General features: G+C 69.6%; 18 protein-coding genes. 10 read left to right on the top strand and 8 right to left on the bottom strand.

The features are described 5' to 3' along the window. Positions 1-42 precede the first annotated feature (42 nt). The 3 genes from ABT130_RS26230 (at position 43) to ABT130_RS26220 (ending at position 3,111) form a co-directional block, all read left to right on the top strand. Positions 43-972 (top strand): hypothetical protein, encoded by a 930-nt coding sequence (locus ABT130_RS26230; RefSeq protein WP_350959552.1) that lies wholly within the window; start codon positions 43-45, stop codon positions 970-972. Between the two features lie 9 nt (positions 973-981). Continuing rightward, positions 982-1,944 carry a zinc-binding dehydrogenase gene (locus tag ABT130_RS26225; protein ID WP_350914313.1) on the top strand — a complete coding sequence of 321 codons (963 nt, stop codon included), beginning with the start codon at positions 982-984 and terminating at the stop codon, positions 1,942-1,944. A gap of 132 nt (positions 1,945-2,076) precedes the next feature. Beyond that, on the top strand, positions 2,077-3,111 hold the full coding sequence (locus ABT130_RS26220; RefSeq protein ID WP_350959549.1) for an oxygenase MpaB family protein: 1,035 nt from the start codon (positions 2,077-2,079) through the stop codon (positions 3,109-3,111). Between the two features lie 90 nt (positions 3,112-3,201). On the opposite strand, the gene ABT130_RS26215 is transcribed toward ABT130_RS26220, so the two are convergent. The 7 genes from ABT130_RS26215 to ABT130_RS26185 form a co-directional block, all read right to left on the bottom strand. After that, positions 3,202-3,891, bottom strand: a complete 690-nt coding sequence (locus tag ABT130_RS26215) for a PadR family transcriptional regulator (protein WP_350914319.1) — start codon at positions 3,889-3,891, stop codon at positions 3,202-3,204. Next, positions 3,888-4,685, bottom strand: coding sequence for a DUF4097 family beta strand repeat-containing protein (locus ABT130_RS26210; protein WP_350959546.1), 798 nt, complete (start codon positions 4,683-4,685; stop codon positions 3,888-3,890). The genes ABT130_RS26215 and ABT130_RS26210 overlap by 4 nt, the downstream gene beginning before the upstream one ends. 69 nt (positions 4,686-4,754) lie before the next feature. Continuing rightward, positions 4,755-4,931 (bottom strand): DUF6104 family protein, encoded by a 177-nt coding sequence (locus tag ABT130_RS26205; protein ID WP_169750152.1) that lies wholly within the window; start codon positions 4,929-4,931, stop codon positions 4,755-4,757. Positions 4,932-5,044: 113 nt separating this feature from the next. Next, positions 5,045-8,752, bottom strand: coding sequence for a multifunctional oxoglutarate decarboxylase/oxoglutarate dehydrogenase thiamine pyrophosphate-binding subunit/dihydrolipoyllysine-residue succinyltransferase subunit (locus tag ABT130_RS26200; protein WP_350959543.1), 3,708 nt, complete (start codon positions 8,750-8,752; stop codon positions 5,045-5,047). A gap of 194 nt (positions 8,753-8,946) precedes the next feature. Continuing rightward, positions 8,947-9,612, bottom strand: a complete 666-nt coding sequence (locus ABT130_RS26195) for a B3/B4 domain-containing protein (RefSeq protein ID WP_350914325.1) — start codon at positions 9,610-9,612, stop codon at positions 8,947-8,949. Between the two features lie 78 nt (positions 9,613-9,690). Further along, positions 9,691-12,219, bottom strand: coding sequence for a glycoside hydrolase family 9 protein (locus ABT130_RS26190; RefSeq protein WP_350914327.1), 2,529 nt, complete (start codon positions 12,217-12,219; stop codon positions 9,691-9,693). 203 nt (positions 12,220-12,422) lie between these two features. Then, a complete protein-coding gene (locus tag ABT130_RS26185) occupies positions 12,423-13,316 on the bottom strand; it encodes a glutathione S-transferase family protein (RefSeq protein WP_350959540.1) in 894 nt (297 codons plus the stop codon). Between the two features lie 182 nt (positions 13,317-13,498). Between ABT130_RS26185 and ABT130_RS26180 the strand changes: the two genes are divergently transcribed. Both ABT130_RS26180 and ABT130_RS26175 read left to right on the top strand, forming a co-directional pair. Beyond that, complete coding sequence (locus ABT130_RS26180) at positions 13,499-14,020, top strand: NADPH-dependent FMN reductase (RefSeq protein WP_350959537.1); 522 nt, start codon at positions 13,499-13,501, stop codon at positions 14,018-14,020. A gap of 119 nt (positions 14,021-14,139) precedes the next feature. After that, positions 14,140-14,646: a flavin reductase family protein gene (locus ABT130_RS26175; protein ID WP_350914333.1), complete on the top strand. Its 507-nt coding sequence runs from the start codon at positions 14,140-14,142 to the stop codon at positions 14,644-14,646. A 323-nt stretch (positions 14,647-14,969) separates the two neighbouring features. On the opposite strand, the gene ABT130_RS26170 is transcribed toward ABT130_RS26175, so the two are convergent. Further along, a complete protein-coding gene (locus ABT130_RS26170; RefSeq protein ID WP_350959534.1) occupies positions 14,970-16,028 on the bottom strand; it encodes an NAD(P)H-dependent amine dehydrogenase family protein in 1,059 nt (352 codons plus the stop codon). A 308-nt stretch (positions 16,029-16,336) separates the two neighbouring features. On the opposite strand from ABT130_RS26170, the gene ABT130_RS26165 reads away from it, so the two are divergent. From ABT130_RS26165 to ABT130_RS26145, 5 genes are all read left to right on the top strand, one after another. After that, a complete protein-coding gene (locus ABT130_RS26165) occupies positions 16,337-17,233 on the top strand; it encodes an SDR family oxidoreductase (protein WP_350914337.1) in 897 nt (298 codons plus the stop codon). A gap of 370 nt (positions 17,234-17,603) precedes the next feature. After that, positions 17,604-19,112 (top strand): sugar ABC transporter ATP-binding protein, encoded by a 1,509-nt coding sequence (locus tag ABT130_RS26160; RefSeq protein WP_350959531.1) that lies wholly within the window; start codon positions 17,604-17,606, stop codon positions 19,110-19,112. Positions 19,113-19,212: 100 nt separating this feature from the next. Further along, positions 19,213-20,220 carry an ABC transporter permease gene (locus ABT130_RS26155; RefSeq protein ID WP_350914341.1) on the top strand — a complete coding sequence of 336 codons (1,008 nt, stop codon included), beginning with the start codon at positions 19,213-19,215 and terminating at the stop codon, positions 20,218-20,220. 231 nt (positions 20,221-20,451) lie between these two features. Then, entirely contained in the window at positions 20,452-21,516 is a 1,065-nt protein-coding gene (locus ABT130_RS26150; protein WP_350959528.1) for an ABC transporter substrate-binding protein, read from the top strand. Continuing rightward, positions 21,516-22,766: a Gfo/Idh/MocA family protein gene (locus tag ABT130_RS26145; protein ID WP_350959525.1), complete on the top strand. Its 1,251-nt coding sequence runs from the start codon at positions 21,516-21,518 to the stop codon at positions 22,764-22,766. The genes ABT130_RS26150 and ABT130_RS26145 overlap by 1 nt, the downstream gene beginning before the upstream one ends. Positions 22,767-22,875 lie beyond the last annotated feature (109 nt).

Below are 22,875 nucleotides of genomic sequence, written 5' to 3'. Positions count from 1 at the left end.
GACTCTGATCCGTGCTGGTATCGAGATCGCCCGGATCCGAAGATGGAGTCGCACCGTACCTTCTCGCGGGAGGCGGCCCAGGACGTGGCCGGTGGCCGATACGACATCATCGAGGCGAGGCCCACGCGGGGACCTCGGCGCTGGATCGGTGCCGCGGTGCTGGCGGCGCTCCTGGTGGTGCCGGTGCTGGTCCTGCTGGCCCGCAGGGAGCCCGGCGCGGTCCCGCCGCTCCCGCCGCCGGTGCCCACCCGGTCGGTGGCCGGCGCCAAGGAGGTCTCCAACGTGCTCTACCCCCGGCCCCGTCGCAGGGGCGGCAGGGAGATCCTCAACGTGGTCTTCCCCGACGGCTCGGCGGCGGAGGTCGACTACCCGGCGGACCTGGGCCTGGCCAGGCTGGGGGTCCGGCCCGCGATGACGGGCAGGCTCGACGGGGAGGCCGGCACGTACCGGCAGCTGACCGTGCCGCCGGGAGGGCCGGCCGGGGTGGCGATGGGCAGGCCGATGATCCGGAAGCTGGCCGGGCAGGTCACGCTCTGGCATCCGATGAGCCCCGCCGAGGGGGAGGTGCTGCTGTTCGCGTTCGACCCCTGGTTCGTGGCGCTGCGCGACCTCAAGGACGGCATGCCCTTCGAGCAGCGCATGCTCTGGGCGCGCAACCTGCGCGGCAGGGTGACCAGGGGCGGCTACCTCGTGCTCGACGCCCGGGCTCCGGTGCGGCTGGCCGGGGCGGGGGAGACCTTCCGCGGCGAGCAGGTGGGGCCGCAGCTGTGGTTCGGCGGAGCCAGGGAGACACTGCTCGTGCTGGCGCCGGTGCCCGGCTGCGACGTCGCGGCGATCGAGCTCTCCGTGATCGAGCAGCGGCGCCGCTTCTCCGCCGAGACCTGCCAGGACGACGTGTACGTGGCGGCCTCGGGGGAGCGGCGGCAGGTGGAAAGGACGGTCGCTGAAATAGTGATCAGGCGGACAGCGTAAGGTGCGGCCATGTTCGCTGTAACCGCCACAAAGATCGATCCCGACAATCCGCTCGCCGGTCTCACCCTCGGTGAGCGCCCGGAACCCCAGGTCCCCGAGGGGTGGACCACCGTCACGGTGAGAGCGGTCTCGCTCAACCACCACGACCTTTTCACCCTGAAAGGCGTGGGCATCCGCGCGGAGCAGCTCCCGATGGTGCTCGGCACCGACGCGGCGGGGTACGACGAGGACGGTAACGAGGTCATCGTGCACTCGGTGATCGGTAGCGGTGCCGACGAGACGCTCGACCCGAAGCGTTCCCTGCTGTCGGAGAAGTACGACGGCACCTTCGCCGAGCGGGTCGTCGTGCCCAGGCGCAACCTCGTGCCCAAGCCCGCCGCGCTCAGCTTCGAGGAGGCCGCCTGCCTGCCGACGGCCTGGTTGACCGCCTACCGCATGCTGTTCGACAAGGCCGGGCTGGAGCCGGGCTCGACGGTGCTGGTCCAGGGCGCGGGCGGTGGCGTGGCCACCGCGCTGATCCTGCTGGGCCGGGCCGGGGGATACCGGATCTGGGCGACCAGCCGCTCGGAGAAGAAGCGGGCGCGGGCCCTGGAGCTGGGCGCCGACCAGGTGTTCGAGGACGGTGCCCGGCTGCCCGAGCGGGTCGACGCGGTGATGGAGACCGTCGGCCAGGCGACCTGGGCGCATTCGCTGAAGGCGCTGCGCCCCGGTGGACGGATCGTGATCTCAGGCGCGACCAGTGGAGTGGTCCCGCCGGCCGAGCTGAACCGCATCTTCTTCCTCCAGCTCTCGGTGATCGGCTCCACCATGGGCACCCGTGACCAGCTGGGCAGGCTCGCCCGCTTCATGGAGCAGACGGGTACCCGCCCGCTGATCGACCGGGTCCTCCCGCTGACCGAGGCCCGCGAGGGCATCGCGGCCATGCACGAGGGCGAGCTCTTCGGGAAGGTCGTCTTCACGCTGCCGGGGTGAACGCGGTCCGCGGCGGAGCGGAGCACGGCCGGGCACCGATGTGTTCCCGATCCCTGTGTAAGTAATGGGTTACTTTTCTGCCTCCCGGGTGATAGAACACGGGTGAGCGATGTATCGCCCGGGAGGCCCGGAATGACCGACTCAACCGCGCACCGCGACCCCGACGCGCGCGCCCCCCTCGCCTCGCCCGCCGGCTCCTCCGCGCCCGCCGGCTCCTCCGCGTACGGCGGTCCCGGCACGGGTGGCGGCCCGGTGGTCAGCGCCGTCCCGGCTCTCCCCGAGGCGGGGGACGGCGAGCACGCGCGCCGCGATCCCGAACCGTTCGGCCCCGGTGACCTGCTCTGGGACGGGATGGGCGACCAGCGGCTGATGTTCCTGCTCGGCGGCGGTCTCATCATGCAGGTCATGCACCCGGCGATCGGTGCCGCGGTCGGCCGGCAGTCGGTCTACCGGTCCGACCCGTGGGGACGGCTCACCCGCTCGCTCAACTCGTTGCAGACCTGGGTGTACGGAGGGCCGCAGGCCATCGAGGAGGGCAAGCGCCTGCGTGAGATGCACAAGGACATCAGCGGTGTCGACGCGCAGGGCAGGAGCTACCACGCGCTGAGCGCGGGACCGTACGCCTGGGTGCACCTGACCGCCTTCGAGCGCGCCGTCACCATGGCGAGGTACTTCGGCGAGCGGCCGTACACCCCGCAGGAGGAGCAGCGCCTGTACGAGGAGATCATTCGCCTGGGCCGGATCCTGCGGGTCCCCGAGCGGATGTTCCCCGCCACGGTCGACGACTACTGGACCTACTTCCACGACATGGTCGACAACACGCTGGAGAACCATCCGACGGCGCACGACGTGCTGGAGACCACGCTCACCGTGGGGGCACCGCCGCTGCTCCGCGGGCCGTTGCGGGCACTGTGGCGCCCGCTCGGTCTGACCTCGGGCCGGCTCAACCACTTCGTCACGGTCGGCACGCTGCCGGACGCCGTCCGCCGGAAGCTGGAACTGCCGTGGACCGCCAGGGACGAGGCGCGGCTGCGCCGTCTCGGCAGGGCGGTCGCCGTGACGATGCCACGCCTGCCCGAGCGGGCCAGATATCTGCCGATCGCCTATCACGCCAGGCGGACGGCACGCGCACAGGAGCGGCTCACCCACGCCATGCGCGTCGCCTGAGGAAAGGTCGCCGCTCCGGGTGCCGCCGATCCGCGCGCGTCGCGTGGCGGGGGCGCGGACCGGCGCGCGTCGGCGGGGGAGGACGGGTGGTTACCGGAGCGCTTCGCGGATGCGGCGGGCCGCGTCGTACAGGGCGTCCTGCGCGGTGGCCAGGGTCTCCTCGGTGACCTGCGCGTTCGACGCGTCCCTGTGGACCTCCTCGGCGAACTCGGCCAGCATCTGCCCGAGCCGGGCGTCGCCGGCGTGTGACCCCTCGCCGGTGAAGCCGGCGGCCCAGATCCGCTTCCAGTCGTCCTTCCACTCGTGCTTCTGGCGCTGCCATTCCGTCTTCTGCTCGCGCCAGGCCCTGCGCTGGTCGTGCTTGGCCTGCTTCTCCTCGTACCTGGAGCCCTGGCGCACGTCACGTGCCATCTGGGTGAGCTCCTCGCGCAGCGACTTCACGGTGTCGCGCACGTCCTCCTTGACCTCGCGGGCGATGTCGCGGACCGAGTCGGAGATCTCCTGCTCCAGATCGGCGAGCTCGTCGAGGCGGTCGTTGAGCTCGGCGCGGCCCCGGTCGCTGATCGTGAAGACCTTCTTGCCGTTCACGACCTCGTGGGTGACCAGCCCCTCCTCCTCCAGACGGGCCAGGCGCGGGTAGATCGTGCCGGGCGAGGGGGAGTAGACACCGAGGAAGCGATCCTGGAGCAGCCGGATCACCTCGTAACCGTGGCGGGGGCTCTCCTCCAGCAGCTTCAGGAGATAGAGCCGGAGCCTTCCATGACCGAAAACCGGGCTCATGCTTGGGCTCCCTTCAGCAGGGTGACATCGGCGGAGACGGTGTGCGCCGTCAGGGAGGCCATGCCGCCGCCGATCCGGCCGGTCAGCGACCTCGCGCCGGTCTGGGTGGAGTGGTGGAGTTCGGAGAAGGCGGTGTCGAGCCTGCCCGAGGTGGAGCGGATCTTGACATCGGCGTCCACGGCGTGCGGGAGCCTGAGCACGATGTCGCCGGTGACGCTGTTCAGCGTCACATGACCGGTCGGCGGGAGCTCCAGATCGGCGGTGATCCGGCCGGAGACGGTGGTGACGCTGAGACGCCGGGGGGTGCCCTGTGCCACGGTCAGCTCGCCGGAGACGCTCTTGAACGACAGGTCGCCGACCAGGTCGCGACTCTCCACGTCGCCGGAGACGGTGTCGGCGTTGATCTCCCCGCTCACCCCGTCGAGCACGATGTCACCCGAGACGCCCCTGACCGAGGTGCGGTCCTCGAACCCGGAGACGACCGCGGAGGCGGAGACCACCCCCACGTTGATCGGGCAGCCCTTGGGCGCGGTCAGCGTCAGCGTCGCCCGGCGTCGCCCCGGGCGCAGCCAGCCCAGCAGGCCGTCCCAGGTCAGGTCCTTGTAGGTGACGGTGAGCGTGCCGTCGTCGTCGTGGGTGACGAGCAGCGGTGTGGTGTCCACCTCGGTGACCTCAAGCGTGGCGGGGCCGTCGCCGGCCAGCACCGCCAGCCTGCCCGCCACGATGCGCACGTTCAGCTTTCTCACGGAGTCGAAGGTGAGCTGCTCTGGTTTCTCGATCGTCCACTGCCGCATGTTCGTGACCTCCTTGTGCATGACACGATATGTCGCGTCGGCCGAGAGGTCAAGATATATCGCGTTATTTCAATCGTCCTCGTCGTCCAGCCGGGCCAGCCAGGTGGCCAGCCGTTCCACCGGAGTCTCGAAGTCCGGGTTCAGGTCGACGAACTCGCGCAGCCGCTCGGCCAGCCACCCGATGGTGACCTCCTCCTGGCCACGACGCTCGACGAGCTCCTCAATGCCCCGATCGGTGAAGTACATCGTTCTCCTCGTGGTGACACTTGCCATAACGGGGAAGTCCCCCGCAGAGGTTCCTGCGGGGGACTTCCGTGGCGACGCCTGCACTGCGGACCGCCGGTCGGCGGTCCCTTCTTCTAGACGAAGACCTCGCCCAGCATCTGCTGCAGCTCGGCCTCGTGGGCCGAGTGCGAGCCGGTCGCCGGGGAGGAGTTGGCCTTGCGGGAGACCCGCTTGATCGCACGGCCGCCGAAGGCGCCCGGGTTCTCGGCCATCTTGAGCGCCAGGAACGGCCACGGACCCATGTTGAGCGGCTCGTCCTGCGCCCACACCAGCTCGACGTCGGCGGAGTAACGGCTCAGCTCGACCTCCAGCGGGTTGCCGGGGAACGGGTAGAGCCGCTCAAGACGGACGATCGCCACGTCGTTGCGGCCCTGCTTGTCGCGGGCCGCCGCCAGGTCGTAGTAGAGCTTGCCGGAGACCAGCACGACCTTGCGGACGCCGGCCGGGGCGACGGTGGTGTCGCCGAGCACCGGCTGGAACGACCCCGAGGTGAACTCGCTGACCGACGAGATCGCCGCCTTGTGCCGCAGCAGCGACTTGGGCGTGAACACCACCAGCGGGCGGTGCCGGTTCGACAGCGTCTGCCAGCGCAACAGGTGGAAGTAGTTGGCCGGCACCGTGGGCTGCGCGACGGTCATGTTGTCCTGGGCGCACATCTGCAGGAAGCGCTCGATGCGAGCCGAGGAGTGGTCGGGGCCCTGTCCCTCGTAGCCGTGCGGCAGCAGCAGGGTGACGCCGGAGCGCTGGCCCCACTTCTGCTCGCCCGAGGTGAGGTACTCGTCGATGATCGACTGAGCGCCGTTGACGAAGTCGCCGAACTGCGCCTCCCAGGCGACCAGGGCCTCGGGCCGCTCCACGCTGTAGCCGTACTCGAAGCCGAGCGCGGCGTACTCGCTCAGCAGGGAGTCGTAGACGTAGAACTTCGTGGTGCCCTGGTTGAACGCCTTGAGCGGGGTGTGCTCCTCGCCCGTGACCCGGTCGACCAGCACGGCGTGCCGCTGGGTGAACGTGCCGCGCCGGGAGTCCTGGCCGACGAGGCGGACCGGGTGACCGTCGATCAGCAGCGATCCGAACGCCAGGGTCTCGCCCATGCCCCAGTCGATGCGCTCCTCGGTGACCATCTGCCCGCGACGCTGCAGCACCGGCAGCAGGCGCGGGTGGACGGTGAAGCCCTCGGGCATGTTGAGCTGGGTCTCCACGATCCGCTTGACGGTCTCCTCGGAGATGGCCGTCTTGACGTCCTCGTGGGACCAGGGGATGGTCTCCATGTCGATCGGGCGGGAGAACTCGTCCGTCGACGCGTTGGCCGCCGCGCGGGTCTCGGTGAAGGCGTTCTCCAGCTTGGCCTGGTAGTCGCGGAGCGCGCCCTCGGCCTCCTCGACCGTGATGTCGCCCCGGCCGATCAGCGCCTCGGTGTAGAGCTTGCGGGTGGAGCGCTTGGCGTCGATCAGGTCGTACATCAGCGGCTGGGTGAAGCCCGGGTTGTCCATCTCGTTGTGGCCGCGACGCCGGTAGCAGATCAGGTCGATCACGACGTCCTTGCGGAACGCCTGGCGGTACTCGAAGGCCAGGCGGCCGACCCGGACCACGGCCTCGGGGTCGTCGCCGTTGACATGGAAGATCGGGGCCTGGATCATCCGGGCCACGTCGGTGGCGTACACGCTGGAACGCGAGCTGGCCGGGCTGGTGGTGAAGCCGACCTGGTTGTTGACCACGATGTGCACGGTGCCGCCGGTGCGGTAGCCGCGCAGCTGCGACAGGTTGAGGGTCTCGGCCACCACGCCCTGGCCCGCGAAGGCCGCGTCGCCGTGGACGAGCACGGGCAGGACGGTGAAGCCCTCCTCGCCGCGCTCCAGGAGGTCCTGCTTGGCGCGGACCACGCCCTCCAGGACCGGGTCGACCGTCTCCAGGTGGGAGGGGTTGGCCACGACCGAGGTCCTGAGCTTGGAACCGTCGGGCGAGACGAAGTCGCCGCTGGCACCCAGGTGGTACTTCACGTCACCGGAGCCGTGGGCGCTGCGCGGGTCGATGTTGCCCTCGAACTCGCCGAAGATCTGCCCGTACGACTTGCCGACGATGTTGGCCAGCACGTTGAGGCGACCGCGGTGGGCCATGCCGACCACGGCCTCGTCGAGCCGCTCCTCGGCCGCGGCGCTCAGCACCGAGTCGAGCAGCGGGATCAGCGACTCGCCGCCCTCCAGCGAGAAGCGCTTCTGCCCCACGAACTTCGTCTGCAGGAACGTCTCGAACGCCTCGGCGGTGTTCAGCCGCTCCAGGACACGCAGCTGCTCGGTGCGGTCGGGCTTGGCGTGCGGCCGCTCGACGCGCGCCTGGATCCAGGCCCGCTCCTCGGGGTTCTGCATGTGCATGTACTCCACGCCGATGGTTCGGCAGTAGGAGTCACGCAGCACGCCGAGAATGTCGCGCAGCTTCATCAGGGGCCGGCCGCCGAAGCCGCCGGTGGCGAACTCGCGCTCCAGGTCCCAGAGGGTCAGACCGTGCGACTTGATGTCGAGGTCGGGGTGCTTGCGCTGCTTGTACTCCAGCGGGTCGGTGTCCGCCATCAGGTGGCCGCGGACCCGGAAGGCGTGGATCAGCTCTATGACACGCGCGGACTTCGCCACGTCGTCGTCGTGCGTGGTGGAGATGTCCTGGACCCAGCGGATCGGCTCGTACGGGATCCGGAGGGCCTCGAAGATCTCGTCGTAGAAGCCGTCCTCGCCCAGCAGCAGCCGGTGGACCTGCCGCAGGAAGTCGCCGGACTGGGCGCCCTGGATGATCCGGTGGTCGTAGGTGCTGGTGATCGTCATGACCTTGCTCACCGCGAGGCGGGAGAGCGTGTCGGGGGAGGCGCCCTGGTACTCCGCGGGGTACTCCATCGCGCCGACGCCGATGATCGTGCCCTGCCCCGGCATCAGGCGCGGCACCGAGTGCACGGTGCCGATGGTGCCCGGGTTGGTCAGCGAGATCGTGGTGCCGGCGAAGTCGTCGACCCCCAGCTTGCCCGCCCTGGCCTTGCGCACCACGTCCTCGTAGGCGACCCAGAACTGGCGGAAGTCCATCTGCTCGGTCGCCTTGATCGACGGGACCAGGAGCTGACGGGTGCCGTCGCTCTTGGCGACGTCGATGGCCAGACCCAGGTTGACGTGCTCGGGCTTGACCAGCGCCGGCTTGCCGTCGACCTCGGCGTAGGAGTGGTTCATCTCCGGCAGGACCTTGAGGGCCTTGATCACCGCGTAGCCGATGAGATGCGTGAACGACACCTTGCCGCCGCGACCGCGCGACAGGTGGTTGTTGATCACGATCCGGTTGTCGATCAGCAGCTTCGCCGGGACCGCGCGCACGCTGGTCGCCGTCGGGACCACAAGGCTGGCCTCCATGTTGGCGGCAGTCCTCGCGGCCGCGCCGCGTAGTCGAACTTCCTCGGCACCGGCGGGCAACTGCGTCTCCTGCTTGGATCGGTCCGCCGGGGCGGCCTTGGCCGCCGCCGGCGCTGGGGTCGTCGTCACGGGGGCCGGGGCGGCCGGAGCCGCGGCGGCCCGGGCTGGGGCAGCCGGGGTCGAGGAAGCGGTGGGTGTCGGAGGAGTGGACGCGGCGGTCGCCGCACCCGGGGGAGCGACTCTGCCGGCCCCTGCATCAGGGCTGTAGTCGGCAAAGAAGCTCCACCAGGCCCGGTCGACCGACTCGGGGTCCTGGAGGTATTTCTGGTACAGCTCGTCGACCAGCCACTCGTTCTGGCCAAAGGCTGCCAGCGGGTTTGTCCGCGACGACTCAGACGACACGGCGGAAATCGCCCTCTTCCGCAGATCGGCGTTGATGATAGAGAACCTGTCCAAGGCTACTCGCCTCGGCCCGGACCTGCGCCACTCTGGCCACAGCTTCCTTGTCGATCCTCTCAGAACTGTTTAAAACGGTCACCTCCTGGGTAGCCGTTTCGCCCGCTGAGTCCCTGGTCAGCCGGATCCGGCGGGCTTCGTCAATCCAATCCGACCAGTCGGAACTCTGTCTGTATCTCCGGGGTAACATCTTCGAGCAGGCCGGCCAGCTCGTCTCCGGCGGCCCGCAACTCCTCGATGGACAGGGGTGCGAGTCGCTCCAGCAGGAACAGCGCGTCCGTCGTCTCCTCGGTGATCCGGGTGCGGACGCACTGCCGCCAGTTCCACCGGCGGCAGGTGACCCCCCTGTCGTCACGCCAGACGACCTCGCCGATCTCCGGGTGGTCGATCGCCGGCTCGCCTCTCTCGACGACCTCGAACGGCTCGTCGCCGGCCGCGCGCACCAGCCTTGCCGTCCCCTCGTAGCGGGTCAGGTCCTCTCCGCCGATCGGCAGGCCGTGCCTGATGCTGATCGCGTTGTAGGCGTCGACCACCCGGTTGATCTCCGGCGGCGGCATCCGTCTGACCAGGGCGTCCACCGAGGGCCGGGTCCGCTGGGGCTTGGCGCCGAATGCCCGGTATGTTTCCCGCCACGCCTCGACCCTCGCGTCGTCGACCGCCACCGCCTTCTCGGCCGCCTCCGCCAGCCAGGCCCGCGACCTGTCGTCCGTCGGCCCGTTGCGCAGCCCGTACACCCCTATCACCAGCACCGCGAAGTCCGGCCTGAGCGCGCTGACGGCGGGGTCCACCCAGATGTCCTCGATCACGGCCCCAGTTTAGGTGGCGTGCGCGGCGATGCGGGGAAGGACGGGGTGGCCGTCCACTGGACGGCCACCCCGCGCCGATCATCCGCAGAGGGTGCCGTTGAGGAGCAGGCGTTCCGGCTTGGGGTTGGGGCCCGGGGCGTCGGCGCCGATGAAGCCGAAGGTGACCGAGTCACCGGGTCGGATGGTCTTGTTCCAGCTGAGGTTCCTGGCGGTCACGGTCGCGCCGTCCTGGGAGATGTCGGCGCTCCAGTGCCGCCGGACGGTCTGGCCGCCGAGGAAGGACCACTTCAGGGTCCAGCCGTCGATGGCCTTCTTGCCGGTGTTGGTGACGGTGACCTGGGTGTTGAACCCCTCGGGCCACTGGCCGTGGTTGGTGTAGGTCACCTTGCACACCCCGGCGGCGGCGGGGGTGTCCAGGTAGGAGGCGATCCAGGCGAGCGGGGAGTTCCAGTTGATGGTCAGCTCGTTGGTGGACCACGACTCGATGTCGTCGATGTAGCAGAACTGGGGCGCGCAACCCCTGAGCTTGGCCTGGGCCACCGGGTCCTGGATGCTGGAGTTCGGGCCGCCCGCCAGGGTGCCGCGCGGCGGGTTGGGCAGGGACGGGTCGAGCTGGTGGGCGTACCAGCGGCTGTGCTGGTTCTTGGCGGCGACCTCGCCGTAGCCGGTCACGTACGACTGGTTGAGGGCGTTGCGCCCGAAGAGGTAGTCCAGCCCCTCCAGTACCCCGTCGCGATACTTCGCCTCGCCGCTGAGGTCATGGGCGACGGCCATCACGACCATGTTGTTGAGCACCAGGTTGTTGGAGCCCCAGTCGTAGGTCGACGGGTTGTACGGGACTCCGTAGGGGTGGGCCTTCTGGACGGCGAGATACCTGTCGGCGCCCTCCAGCACCGATTGGCGCACCCGTGCCCGGTCGGGGAGCGCGTTGGGCACCGCGGCCAGCTGCAGGCGGCCGAGCTGGGCGGTGTTGCCCCAGTCGAAGCCGCGCTCGCGCCAGATGTCGCCGGTGTGGTGCGGCGAGGCGAGCACGTAGTCCTTGAACTCCTTCTCGGCGGTGGTGAGATAGAGCTCGGCGGCGGCCCAGTAGAACTCGTCGGTCACGTTGTTGTCGTCGTAGGTGCCGCCGCCCACCCCGTCGGAGGGGTCGGCGTACCGTGCGGGGTCGGCCTTGGCCGCGGCCCAGGCCTTCCTGGCGGCGGCGAGGTTGCGCGCGGCGAACGCGGCGTCGTACGGGGCGAAGAGCCGGGCCGCCTGGGCCGCGGTGGCGGCCAGGTTGAGGGTGGCGGCGGTGGAGACCGGGTGCAGCTCGCGCCGCTGCGCGTCGAGGTGGGGCAGGAGCGGCAGGCCCGTCCACGCGGCGTCGTGGATCTTGTGGTGGACCATCCCCGCATGTGGCCTGCCGTCCGGGACCTGCATGCTGAGCAGGAACTCCTGCTCCCAGCGGGCCTCGTCGAGGATGTCGGGGACCCCGTTGCCGCTCTCGGGGATGTTGAGATCACCGTCGGAGTGGATGCCGTCGGCCTTGGCGCGCTCGAAGGCGGACATCAGCTGGTGGACGGAGATACCGCCGTTGACGACGTACTTGCCGTGGTCGCCCGCGTCGTACCAGCCCCCCTTGACGTTCAGCGTGTAGTCGCAGACGCCCGGCTGGCAGGGCACCTCGACGTCCCCCTGGTTGGGGGCCACGCCCGCGTGCCCGGCGGGCCTGCCGTAGCCGGGGCGGAGGGTGTCGAGGATCGGGATGCCGCTGCGCTGGGTGTAGTAGAACTTCAGCGCGTCACCCCTGAGCTCGTCGTAGACGTCGGCGCCGATGTCGAACGGGCGGCTGGTCTCGCCGTCGGCCTCCAGCGTGTAGCCGGTGCCGGGGGTGGTGGTCGAGCCGAAGTCGATCGAGTGCGTGTTCTGGCCGGAGCTTCCGTCGACGCCGCGCGGGACGGTGTCGCCCTGGGCGACGACCTGCCCGCCGCGCCGGAGCTTCCAGCCCACCGGCTCCGTCTCCTCGGTGACGAGCGTGGCCCTCTTCGGCCCGGCGGGCAGGTAGCCGACCATGTTCACCCGGACGCGGGGTCCGGTGTCCGGCCGGTAGACGTCGGGTTCGGCTCCGCCTTTCAGGGAGACGTTGTCCACGCAGAACCTCCACGGGGTGGCGCTGCCCCCGAGCTGGAACGCCACCTGCGCGCCTGGCAGGTCCACCGGTGAGGTGAAGGTGTAGCGGTAGTCGTTGCCCGACACGCTCAGCTCGGGGTTGGCCGACAGGTACTGGGTGTAGGGGTCGACCGGGAGCTGGACGAGGGCCCTGGCGACGCGGCCGGGCGTCGCGACGCCGAAGAAGGAGAACTCGTACGTCTCGTCCTTGACCAGGGGGATGTCGTTCTGGCCGACGATGACGTCCCACGGGTTGGCGGTGCCACCGGGGATGTCTGCGCAGAGCCGTCCGTCCTCGATCTCCAGCGCGGTGTTGCCGGTACTCCACCAGGGGGCGGTGCCGGTGTCGAAGGTGCCGTTGACGATCTGTTCGGGGCCGTCCGCGGCGGCGGGCAGTGGGGTCAGGGTCACCAAGGCGGCGGCCGTGGCGAGAGCGAGCCAGGCAGGTGGTCTGATCACGGGGGGTCCTTTACGCGGGGGATGCGCCTCGCGGTGGGAGCGTTGGGCGGGAGCGTCTTTATGGGAGCGCTCCCACCATGAGGATGTGCCGATGTTTCCAGCGCGTTTCGCCCACAGTCAATCGACCCCCCTCCGGGGCCGCCCGCTGACCGGGTGAATGACCGATTTGCCCGATGAAACTTTCAGAGCCTCCGGGGGCCGTGTCAGGGAGCGGTCCAGTCGATCTCCGGCCCCCGGGGCACGATCCCGCTCGGGTTGACGTTCGTCTGCGTCACGAAGTAGTGCCGTTTGATCTGGTCGAAGTCGGTCGTGTCGCGGAACGCGGGAATGGCGTACAGCTCGCGGGCGTAGGCCCACAGGGCCGGGTAGTCGACGAGCCGTCGCACCGAGCATTTGAAGTGCGAGTTGTAGACCGCGTCGAACCTGGCGAGCGTGGGGTAGAGCCGCACGTCGCTCTCGGTGAGCGCGTCGCCGTGCAGGCGGCGCCGGCCGGTCAGGCGCTCCTCCAGCAGGTCGAGCGTGGCGAACACGCCGGTGACCGCCTCGTCGTACGCCTCCTGGGAGCGGGCGAACCCGGCCCGGTAGACGCCGTTGTTGAGGCCGTGGAAGATCACTTCGTTCAGCGCGTCGATCTCCTCGCGCAGTTCCTCGGGGTAGAGGTCGGGTGCGCCCTCGGCGTGCCACGGCGCGAAGGCCGTCTCCAGGGTGAGGGTGATCTGCGGGTAGTCGTTGGTGACCAGGCGCTCGGCGGCGATGTCCCAGACGCAGGGCACCGTGTAGCGGCCCTGGTAGCCGGGATCGGTCGCCAGGTAGAGCTCGGAGAGGTACTCCACTCCCGTCACCGGATCACCTCCGGGTATCCGCCAGCCCTTCTCGTCCCTGATCGGATCGACGATCGTCACCCCGACCACCTCCCGCAGGCCCAGCAACTCGCGGACGATGAGCGAGCGGTGCGCCCACGGGCAGGCGTAGGAGGCGTAGATCTGGTAGCGGCCGGGCTCCGGCGGATGCTCGCCGCCCGCCTCGATCCGTGTCGTGAACCGGTTCTGCTGCCTGACGAAGCGGCCGTCGCCGGAGATCTCCTTTTCCAGCTTCATGGTATGACGGTACGGGATCCCGAACAGAACATGGTTCGGTTGAGGAGGTCGGCGGTGCCGGACCTCCTGGAGAGTTTCATGCAAAACCAGTAGGAAATATTGACTTAGTCCGGAGTGGTGCGTAGCTTGTCCGGTATGAGCTGCTATCTGACCCGTTTCGACCAGAAAGCACCGGTGGCCTCATGAGCATCGTGACCGTGGTGGGAAACCCGCGACCCGGGTCGCGCACTCACGGAGTGGCCATCTCGGCGGCGGAGGCGGTGGCCCGGCGGATCGGGGATCAGGAGGCTCCCGAGGTCGTCGATCTGGCGGTCCTGGCTCCGCTGCTGTTCGCCCCGGAGACGGCGCCGGAGTTGAAGGCCGCGCTGGAGCTCCTCACGAGTGCCGATGTGCTGGTGGTGGCGAGCCCGACCTACAAGGCCACCTACACCGGCCTGCTCAAGGCGTTCCTCGACCGGCTGCCGGGTGGCGCCCTCGCCTCGGCCGTCGCGCTCCCGCTGCTGGTGATGGGGGACGCCAGGCACTCCCTGGCGGTGGAGGTCCACTTCCGGCCGCTGCTGGTGGAGCTGGGCGCCGTCGTTCCCACGCCGGGCCTCGCGCTGTTGGAGTCGCAGCTCGCCGACCTCGACGCGGTCCTCGGCCCCTGGGCCGACCGGGTCGGCCCGCAGGTGGCGGCGGCGCTCGGGCAGCGGACTCCCGCGTGACGCCGGGAAGAGATGGCGACATTAATGGGTTCTGAGAAGTGTCTTTTGTTCCTCGAAGGGGGAAAAGTGACCAAGTGGAGCATCTTGGCGGTACCCCACCCGTCCCTGGGAGAGGTGTCATGACCGAGACCCTGTCCGGCCGAGCGGTCGACGCGGAGCGGTTCCGGCAGGCGCTGGCCGTTCACGCGGCCGGGGTCGTCGTCGTCACGGCGCAGTTCGAGGGCGTACCGGTCGGTCTCACGGCCACCTCATTCGCATCCGTCAGCCTTGCGCCCCCGCTGGTCTCCTTCTACGTGGACCAGTCGTCGAGCACCTGGCCCTGGCTCCGGCAGGCCGATCACTTCGCGGTGAACGTCCTGGCCAGCGATCAGGCCGAGCTGGCCGCGCGCTTCGCGAGGAAGGGCGTCGACCGCTTCGCCGCACCCACCTCCTGGGCCCCGGGGCACCTGGGTGCCCCGCTGCTGGACGGTGTCTCGGCTCACTTGGTCTGTGCCCCCCACTCCACCGTCGACATCGGTGATCACATCCTGGTCGTCGGACTCGTCACCGAGACGAGCCTCGAACCCGGCGGTCGCCCGCTCCTGTACCACCAGGGCCGTTTTGGGCGTTTCACCCCTCACTCCTGATTGTTGAGGGGAATTTCCGTTTGGTCGGGCAAGGGGATGTCCCGTGATGGAGCGTTCCCTTCCGTGGGCTCCGACCTTCGGTGCCCCGATGAATTCCATGGCCGATTTCCGGACGGGTGAACGCGACGCGGAGGCGTGGGTGTACGGCGGGTGATCGGTGCGCGGGCCCGAGCGGAGAGTCTCCTTATTTCGGCAAAAGTGTTAAATACCGGATATCTCTAATCGGCGGCTTCGCGTGCCCCGGTCGCCGTACGGCCGGCCTGCCACGGGGCTCGCCCGCGTGATGCCTGGCAGTGCTTCCTCGGGGCTTCCTCGGGGCTTTCTCAGGCGAGGCGGACGGTGCCCCGGCCGGTGGTCAGGGGGAGATCCAGGGCGGTACGGATGCCCGGTGGGGCGGCGCAGAGGGCGGCCACGGAGTTCACGGCATGGGCGGCGGCGCCGGCCAGCCCGTGGGAGATCTCGCTGACGGTGAGCATCAGCTGGGGCATGCCCTCGATGTGGACGCTGAAGCCGGGGTCGGCCCAGCGTGCCACCCGGGTGGCGTCGGCCTTGTAGACGCATTCCACGGTCATCAGGGGGCGGCCGCGGACAAGCCCGCTGAACATCCAGCGGGAGGCGCACACGGTGCCCGCCCTGACCAGTCCCGCGGCGATCTCGAACTCCTCTGAGGCGAGCTCGAACTCGTCGCTCTCCTCGACCTCGTCGAGGGTCACGCCGAGGTTGTCGGCGACGAACTGGACGCTCTCGGCGAACAGCGAGCGCTGGAAGGCGCGGAAGGGACGCACCCCGGCGGTGTAGTCCTTGGCCGAGCGGGTGAAGCCGAACAGATCCACCACGATCTGCCGGGAGGGGTGCCCCCGGAAGTCGGACGACTCCCGGACGTAGATGTGGTCGACCCTGCTGGACAGGCCGGTCAGCGTGAGCGGCAGCATGTCGCTCATGAAACCGGGGTTGACGCCGGTGCCGTGCAGGGACGTCCCTCCCGCCCGGCAGGCGGCCTCCAGGCGGTCCACCACCGCCGGGCCGTAGCACTTGGGGTAGACGAACCCGGTGGTGGTGATGACGTTCTTGCCGCTGGCGAGCAGCGCGCAGATGGTCTCCACGTCGTTCGGATGACCCCCGCCGAAGTAGAAGGTCGGCAGCGGCATGTGCAGCACGCAGTCGGCCTCCAGGGCGAGAATCTCCTCGACGTCGTCGGTGCAGAGGACGCCGGCCTCGGGGAGTCCCACGAGGAGCCCCGCGTCCCGTCCCACCTTGTCCGGGTCGTAGACCAGCACCCCGACCAGTTCGAACTCTGGCCGGGTGATGACGCTGCGCAGGGAGTATCTGCCGACTGCGCCGGTGGCCCATTGGACCACGCGCAGGGGCGGCGATAAGGACATATGGGCCTCCAGCCCGAATTGTTGGGCGGGGCCCTGTTGGGAAAATGAGGGGTGTCATCATTGACCCTCGCCCGTATGGGGCAGAAACTTTAGCAGAAATTAACACGCTCGCTTACTATGCGCAATGATCTCCTATTTTTTGGTTACCGCTCTGGGGGGTTTTGGCGCCTTTATCCGGAAGGTGTTCGGTCACTTCCGGGAGTGCCGCCGGTCGCGCCGGGGGGCCGGGGCATCCGTGATGGCACCGCCGGGGCCAAGCAAGCTATTGTTCAAGAGACCAGAATTATGTTCTCGTAGGAGGGTTGCGGATGTCAGAGCTGCGGTTTGACGGCAGGGTCGCGGTCATCACCGGTGCCGGACACGGTCTCGGCCGTTCGCACGCGCTGTCGCTCGCCGAGCGCGGTGCCAAGGTGGTCGTCAATGACCTGGGCGGGGCGTTGGACGGAACGGGGGCCTCCACCGGACCCGCCGCCGAGGTGGTCGAGCTGATCAGGAAGAACGGCGGTGAGGCGGCCGCCAGCACCGACAACGTCGCGACCCCCGAGGGGGCCAGGGCGATCGTCCAGACCGCGATCGACGCCTTCGGGCGGCTGGACATCGTCGTCAACAACGCCGGCATCCTGCGGGACAAGTCCTTCGGCAAGATGAGCGTCGAGGAGTTCGACCAGGTTCTCGCCGTCCACGTCCGCGGCTCGTTCCTGGTCAGCCGGGAGGCGTTCCCGTACCTCAAGGAGCAGGGGTACGGCCGGATCGTCAACACCTCCTCGCCCGCCGGGCTGTTCGGCAACTTCGGCCAGGCCAACTACTCCACGGCCAAGATGGGCCTGGTCGGCCTCACCAAGACGCTCGGCATCGAGGGGGCCAGGGCCGGGATCAAGGCCAACGCGATCGCGCCGATCGCCTGGACCCGGATGACCGAGGAACTCCTCCCCGCCGAGTTCGAGGCCAAGTTCACCGCGGAGCGGGTCAGCGCCCTGGTGACCTTCCTGGCGCACGAGGCCTGTGAGACCAGCGGCGAGGTCTTCAGCGTCGGCGGTGGCCGGATCGCCCGGGTGTTCGTGGCCGAGGGGCCCGGCTGGCGGCAGGACGACCACACGGTGGAGGACATCCGCGACAACTGGCAGGCGATCCTCGCCGAGCAGCCGTACCTGACCCCGACCACCCTCGGCCGGCAGGCGACCGCCTCCATGAAGGCCATGCTCTGACGCCGCGGGCCGCGTTCCGGCGGTCCTGAGACTCAAGGGGCGCTCCCACGCCGGGGGCGCCCCTTCTGCTGTCCGCACCGGGGGCAGGGCCAGGACTTTTGCTGATTCCTGCAAAAGTCGACGGACTGTTAGTTAAAAGCTCTTCACAAACCCAGCCAAAGGGGGTTAGCTTCTGCACATCCCACTCCGGGCGAGGAGGTGCTGTGAGTCGGGTCACCGTTCGGCCGGAGAGCACGCGCCACCACGGTCGCCGCGTGCGGGGCGCGCTCGCGCGCCGAGCCCGACCGGCTCATCGAGCCGCACCTGGCGGAGCGGGTGGGGCCTGCGGCGACCACGTCCTCTCGGCCCGACGACGAACCAGTGAGGCCCCATGTCCGAAGCCACCCCCCTGCTGCGCATGCGGGGGATCGTCAAGCAGTTCCCCGGCGTGCGTGCCCTGGACGGTGTCGACCTGGAGGTGCTGCCCGGTGAGGTGCACTGCCTGCTCGGCCAGAACGGTGCCGGAAAGTCCACCCTGATCAAGACCCTGGCGGGCGCTCATCAGCCCGATGAGGGCACGATCACGTTGAACGGTGCGGACGTGCGGCTGTCGAGCCCGATCGCCGCGATCAGGCTCGGCATCTCCACGATCTACCAGGAGCTCGATCTGGTGGACGGGCTGAGTGTGGCGGAGAACGTCTTCCTCGGACACGAGCCGGCCCGGCTGGGGTTCGTCGGACGGGGAAGGGCGGCGCGGGCGACGCGGGAGCTGCTGGCCCGGCTGGGGCACGGTGAGATCCATCCGTCGACGGAGGTGGGACGGCTGTCGCCGGCGGCCAAGCAGGTGGTGAGCATGGCGCGGGCGCTGTCGCACGACACCCGGCTGATCATCATGGACGAGCCGTCGGCGGCGCTGGCCCATGACGAGGTGGGCAACCTGTTCCGGATCATCCGGGAGCTGACCGCTCAGGGGGTCGCGGTGGTCTACATCTCGCACCGGCTGGAGGAGATCCGCGAGATCGGGGACCGGGTGACGGTGCTCAAGGACGGTCGCACGGTCGCGGTGGGGCTGCCGGCCAAGCAGACTCCGACCTCGCGGGTGGTGGCGTTGATGACCGGCCGCGAGGTCGAGTACGTCTTCCCGCCGCGCCGCGCGGAACGCGTCGCGGGGGCCGAGGTGCTGCGGGTCGAAAAGCTCACCGTGCCCGGCGTCTTCACCGACGTGTCGTTCTCGGTGCGGGCGGGAGAGATCGTGGGGCTGGCCGGACTGGTCGGCTCGGGCCGCTCGGAGATCATCGAGGCGGTGTACGGGGCGCGGAGGTTCTCGGGGCAGGTGCTCCTGGAGGGGCGGCCGGTACGCGGGGGCGGGACGACGGGCACGGTCCGCCTGGGGATGGGGCTGGCCCCCGAGGAGCGCAAGGCGCAGGCCCTGCTGCTGGACCAGAGCGTGTCGCGCAACATCAGCCTGGCCAGCCTGGGCCGCTACTCGCGGCTGGGATGGATGGACCGCCGCCGCGAGGCCGCGGACGCGCGGGAGATGGTGCGGGCCCTGGACATCCGGCCGGCCGATCCCGAGCGGCCGGTCAAGACGCTTTCCGGCGGCAACCAGCAGAAGGCGGTGCTGGCGCGGTGGCTGCTCAACGACCGCAAGCTGCTGCTGCTGGACGAGCCGACGCGGGGGGTGGACGTGGGGGCTCGGGCGGAACTGTACGCGCTGGTGCGGCGGCTGGCCGATGAGGGGATCGGGGTGTTGCTGGTCTCCAGCGAGGTGCCCGAGGTACTGGGGCTGGCCGATCGGGTGCTGGTCCTGCGGGAGGGCAGGGTCATCCGTGAGGCCGATGCCGGTGAGCTGGACGAGCACGCCGTCCTCGACATGATCATGGAAGGGAGTGCCCTGTGACATCCCTCTCGACCGGGAGCACCGGGACTGGTGAAAGGAACCGACAGGTCCTCATGAACGTCATCTCTCGTCGCTTCGAGAACACCCTGGCGGGGCTCCGGTGAAGTCGTCCTCGGACGAGCGCGTCGAGGCGTCGGTCCGTAAACCCGTCGTGGTAAGCCCGCTGGCCCGTCTCGGGGAGACGCGCCACCTCGGGCTGGTGGTCGCGCTGGTACTGCTGGCGGTGGTGGGCCTGGTCACGGTGCCCGACACCTTCGCGACCACCTCCAACCTGGTGAGCATCCTGTCGCTGGCCGCGACCATCGGAGTGATCACGGTCGGCATGACCTTCGTGATCATCGGTGGGGGCATCGACCTGTCGGTGGGCGCGGTGATGGCACTGGCGTCGGTGTGGGCGACCACGCTGGCCACCCAGTCCTACGGCCCGCTCGTGATGATCGTGTGCGCGGTGCTGGTCGGTACCGGGGCGGGCCTGGTCAACGGGCTGCTGATCTCCTACGGGCGGATGGTGCCGTTCATCGCGACGCTGGCGATGCTGGTGGCCGCCAGGGGGCTGGCACAGCGGATGTCCGACCGGCGCACCCAGTTGGTGCAGCAGGGCAACGAGATGATCGTGGAGCTGTCGACGACCAGGGTGCTGGGCATCCCGGTGCTGGTCTACATCTTCGCGCTGGTGGTGCTGGCCGGGTGGGTGGTGCTGAACCGGACCACGTTCGGCCGGCGCACCTACGCGGTGGGCGGCAACCCCGAGGCGGCCCGGCTGGCGGGCATCGACGTGCGCCGCCACACCGTGTTGCTGTACGCGCTGTCGGGGCTGTGCTGCGGGATCGCGGCGGTTCTGATCATGGCCAGGACCACGACGGGTTCCTCCACGCACGGAGACCTGTACGAGCTGGACGCGATCGCGGCGGTCATCATCGGCGGCACGCTGCTGACCGGGGGACGCGGGTCGATCATCGGATCGATCCTGGGTCTGCTGATCTTCACTGTGATCACGAACCTGTTCATTCTCAACGGGCTCAACACCAGCGACCAGCTGGTGGCCAAGGGCCTGATCATCGTGGTGGCCGTGCTGCTCCAGCGGCGCGCCCTCACCTCACGGACCTAGGCCCTGTCTGGTGGATCTTCCGCACCCCGAGGTCAGGCGGCGTCTCGCCACGTTGCCGCCGGTCACCGCGGCACGCCGCGGCTCCCTCCGCCGCCTCGCGAGAGGCCGGCCGGTCCTCGCCGCGGCAAGATCCGCCAGACAGGGCCTGGACCCGCGTCCCGCGGACCGGTCAGGGGTCCGCGGGGCGCGTCACGCCTCCCCCCAAGTTTCCCCCCAAGAAGGAGCAGGGTCATGACAGAGAAGGTCGCTCGCAGGGGTTTCCTGCTCGGCGGTGCGGTCATCGGTGCGGGTGCGCTGGTGACGGCGTGCACCGGCAACGAGGTGGCCGCACCGGCCGGCGCGGCAAGCACGGCGCCGGCGCCGGCGGCCGCGACCGGCGGTAACGAGGCGCCCGGCGACAAGGTGGTCATCGGCTTCTCGGCGCCCGCTGCCGATCACGGCTGGATCGCCGCGATCGCCAAGAACGCCGAGGCCACGGCCAAGCAGTACTCCGACATCGAGTTCAAGCCGGTCGAGCCGACCAACGACATCAACGCGCAGATCTCCGCGGTGGAGTCGCTGATCGCGGCGAAGGTCGCCGCCCTGGTGATCCTGCCGAACGACGGCCAGCAGCTCAACCAGATCGCCCGGCAGGCCTCGGACGCGGGCATCCCGGTGATCAACCTGGACCGGGTCTTCCCCGACAAGCTGTCGTACCGTACCTGGATCGGCGGCGACAACTACGGCATGGGCGTCGCGGCCGGCCACTACATCGGCAAGAAGCTCAAGGACAAGGGGGTGGCCGACCCGGTGATCCTGGAGATCCAGGGCATCGCGACGCTGCCGCTGACCCAGGACCGCAGCAAGGGGTTCGAGGACGCGCTGAAGACGTACGGGTTCGCGGTGACGGCCAAGCAGGACGCGCAGTTCACCGTGGAGTCGGGGACCAAGGTCGCGGCGAACCTGATGCAGGCGCACAAGAAGATCGACGCGATCTGGAACCACGACGACGACCAGGGCATCGGCGTGCTGGCCGCGATCAAGGAGGCCGGGCGCAGCGAGTTCTTCATGGTCGGTGGCGCCGGGTCGGCCAACGCGATGCGCGACATCAAGGCGGGAACGGGGGTGCTGGAGGCGACAGTGACCTACAGCCCCACAATGGCCTCCTCGGCGATCAAGCTGGCCCGCCTGATCGCTCAGGGCAAGGGGATGAGCGATCTGGTGGAGAACCAGGTGCCCCAGTCGATCACCCTGGCCTCGGAGACGATCACCAAGGAGAACGTGGACGCCTACCTGCCGCTGGGATTCGAGTCCTGATGGCTCAGGCGGACGAGGCCGCGCCCGGACCGACGCCGACACCGGGGCCGACGTCGGGAACGGCAGGGGGGGAACGCCCGAGGCTGGGCATCGGCATGGTCGGCTACGCGTTCATGGGCCGGGTGCACTCCCAGGCCTGGCGTAGCGCGCCGGCCTTCTTCGACCTGCCGGCCCGGCCGGTGATGGCGGCGCTGTGCGGCCGCTCGGCCGAGGGTACGGCGCGGGCGGCCGAGCAGATGGGCTGGGCGGCGGTCGAGACCGACTGGCGCGAGCTGATCGCCCGTGAGGACGTCGACGTGGTCGACATCTGCACCCCCGGTGATTCGCACGCGCAGATCGCGATCGCCGCGCTGGAGGCCGGCAAGCACGTGCTGTGCGAGAAGCCGCTGGCCAACACGGTCGCCGAGGCCGAGGCCATGGCGGACGCGGCACGGGCGGCCGCGGCCCGCGGGGTCTACGCGATGGTGGCGTTCAACTACCGGCGGGTGCCCGCGATCGCGCTCGCCGCCCGCTGGGTGGCCGAGGGGCGGCTGGGCGAGATCCGGCACGTGCGGGCGCAGTACCTGCAGGACTGGATCGTCGATCCGGACTTCCCGCTGGTGTGGCGGCTGCGAAAGGAACTCGCCGGGTCCGGGGCGCTGGGCGACATCGGCGCGCACATCATCGACACCGCGCAGTTCATCACCGGTCAGCACCTGACGCAGGTCTCGGCGCTGACCGAGACCTTCATCACCCGGCGCCCGCTGGCCGAGACCTCGGCCGGACTGTCGGCCGGCGTCGGCGGCGGTGCCGAGACGGGTGAGGTGGACGTCGATGACGCGGCGCTGTTCATCGGCAGGTTCAGCGGTGGCGCGCTGGCCTCGTTCGAGGCCACCCGGTTCGCCACCGGGCGTAAGAACGCGCTGCGCATCGAGATCAACGGCTCGGCCGCCAGCGTGGCGTTCGACTTCGAGGCCATGAACGAGCTCTGGTTTCACGACCACGCCCTGCCTGCCGAGGAGGCGGGGTTCCGCCGGGTGCTGGTCACCGAGCCGGGGCACCCGTACGCGGGGGCGTGGTGGCCGCCGGGTCACGGCCTTGGCTACGAGCACACCTTCACCCACGAGGTGAAGGACTTCGTACAGGCGATCGCCTCCGGCACCGCGCCGTCCCCGTCGTTCGACGACGGGTTGCGGGTCCAGCGCGTGCTGGCCGCGGTCGAGCGCAGCGCCGCCGACCAGAGCCGGCTGACAGCGGTACGGCAGACGTGAACGGCCGGTCGCCGGGGCTGGGCAGCGGAACGCTCATGACTCCCTCAGAGTGCTTCGAGGATCGCGTGGGTCAGGTCCACGGTGGTGGCCGTGCCGCCGAGGTCGGGGG

This window comes from Streptosporangium sp. NPDC001681 (genome assembly GCF_040298085.1).
Lineage (GTDB): Bacteria > Actinomycetota > Actinomycetes > Streptosporangiales > Streptosporangiaceae > Streptosporangium.
The sequence above is the reverse complement of the archived record's forward strand: the minus strand, read 5'-3'. Positions and strand labels throughout refer to the sequence as shown.

Bases quoted from the DNA above. Each gene is read 5' to 3' on its own strand.
- ABT130_RS26175 (WP_350914333.1), top strand. From the start codon at position 14,140: ATGACCGAGACCCTGTCCGGCCGAGCGGTCGACGCGGAGCGGTTCCGG.
- ABT130_RS26230 (WP_350959552.1), top strand. From the start codon at position 43: ATGGAGTCGCACCGTACCTTCTCGCGGGAGGCGGCCCAGGACGTGGCC.
- ABT130_RS26205 (WP_169750152.1), bottom strand. From the start codon at position 4,931: ATGTACTTCACCGATCGGGGCATTGAGGAGCTCGTCGAGCGTCGTGGC.
- ABT130_RS26185 (WP_350959540.1), bottom strand. From the start codon at position 13,316: ATGAAGCTGGAAAAGGAGATCTCCGGCGACGGCCGCTTCGTCAGGCAG.
- ABT130_RS26160 (WP_350959531.1), top strand. From the start codon at position 17,604: ATGTCCGAAGCCACCCCCCTGCTGCGCATGCGGGGGATCGTCAAGCAG.
- ABT130_RS26180 (WP_350959537.1), top strand. From the start codon at position 13,499: ATGAGCATCGTGACCGTGGTGGGAAACCCGCGACCCGGGTCGCGCACT.
- ABT130_RS26170 (WP_350959534.1), bottom strand. From the start codon at position 16,028: ATGTCCTTATCGCCGCCCCTGCGCGTGGTCCAATGGGCCACCGGCGCA.
- ABT130_RS26165 (WP_350914337.1), top strand. From the start codon at position 16,337: ATGTCAGAGCTGCGGTTTGACGGCAGGGTCGCGGTCATCACCGGTGCC.
- ABT130_RS26145 (WP_350959525.1), top strand. From the start codon at position 21,516: ATGGCTCAGGCGGACGAGGCCGCGCCCGGACCGACGCCGACACCGGGG.
- ABT130_RS26150 (WP_350959528.1), top strand. From the start codon at position 20,452: ATGACAGAGAAGGTCGCTCGCAGGGGTTTCCTGCTCGGCGGTGCGGTC.
- ABT130_RS26210 (WP_350959546.1), bottom strand. From the start codon at position 4,685: ATGCGGCAGTGGACGATCGAGAAACCAGAGCAGCTCACCTTCGACTCC.
- ABT130_RS26225 (WP_350914313.1), top strand. From the start codon at position 982: ATGTTCGCTGTAACCGCCACAAAGATCGATCCCGACAATCCGCTCGCC.
- ABT130_RS26220 (WP_350959549.1), top strand. From the start codon at position 2,077: ATGACCGACTCAACCGCGCACCGCGACCCCGACGCGCGCGCCCCCCTC.
- ABT130_RS26215 (WP_350914319.1), bottom strand. From the start codon at position 3,891: ATGAGCCCGGTTTTCGGTCATGGAAGGCTCCGGCTCTATCTCCTGAAG.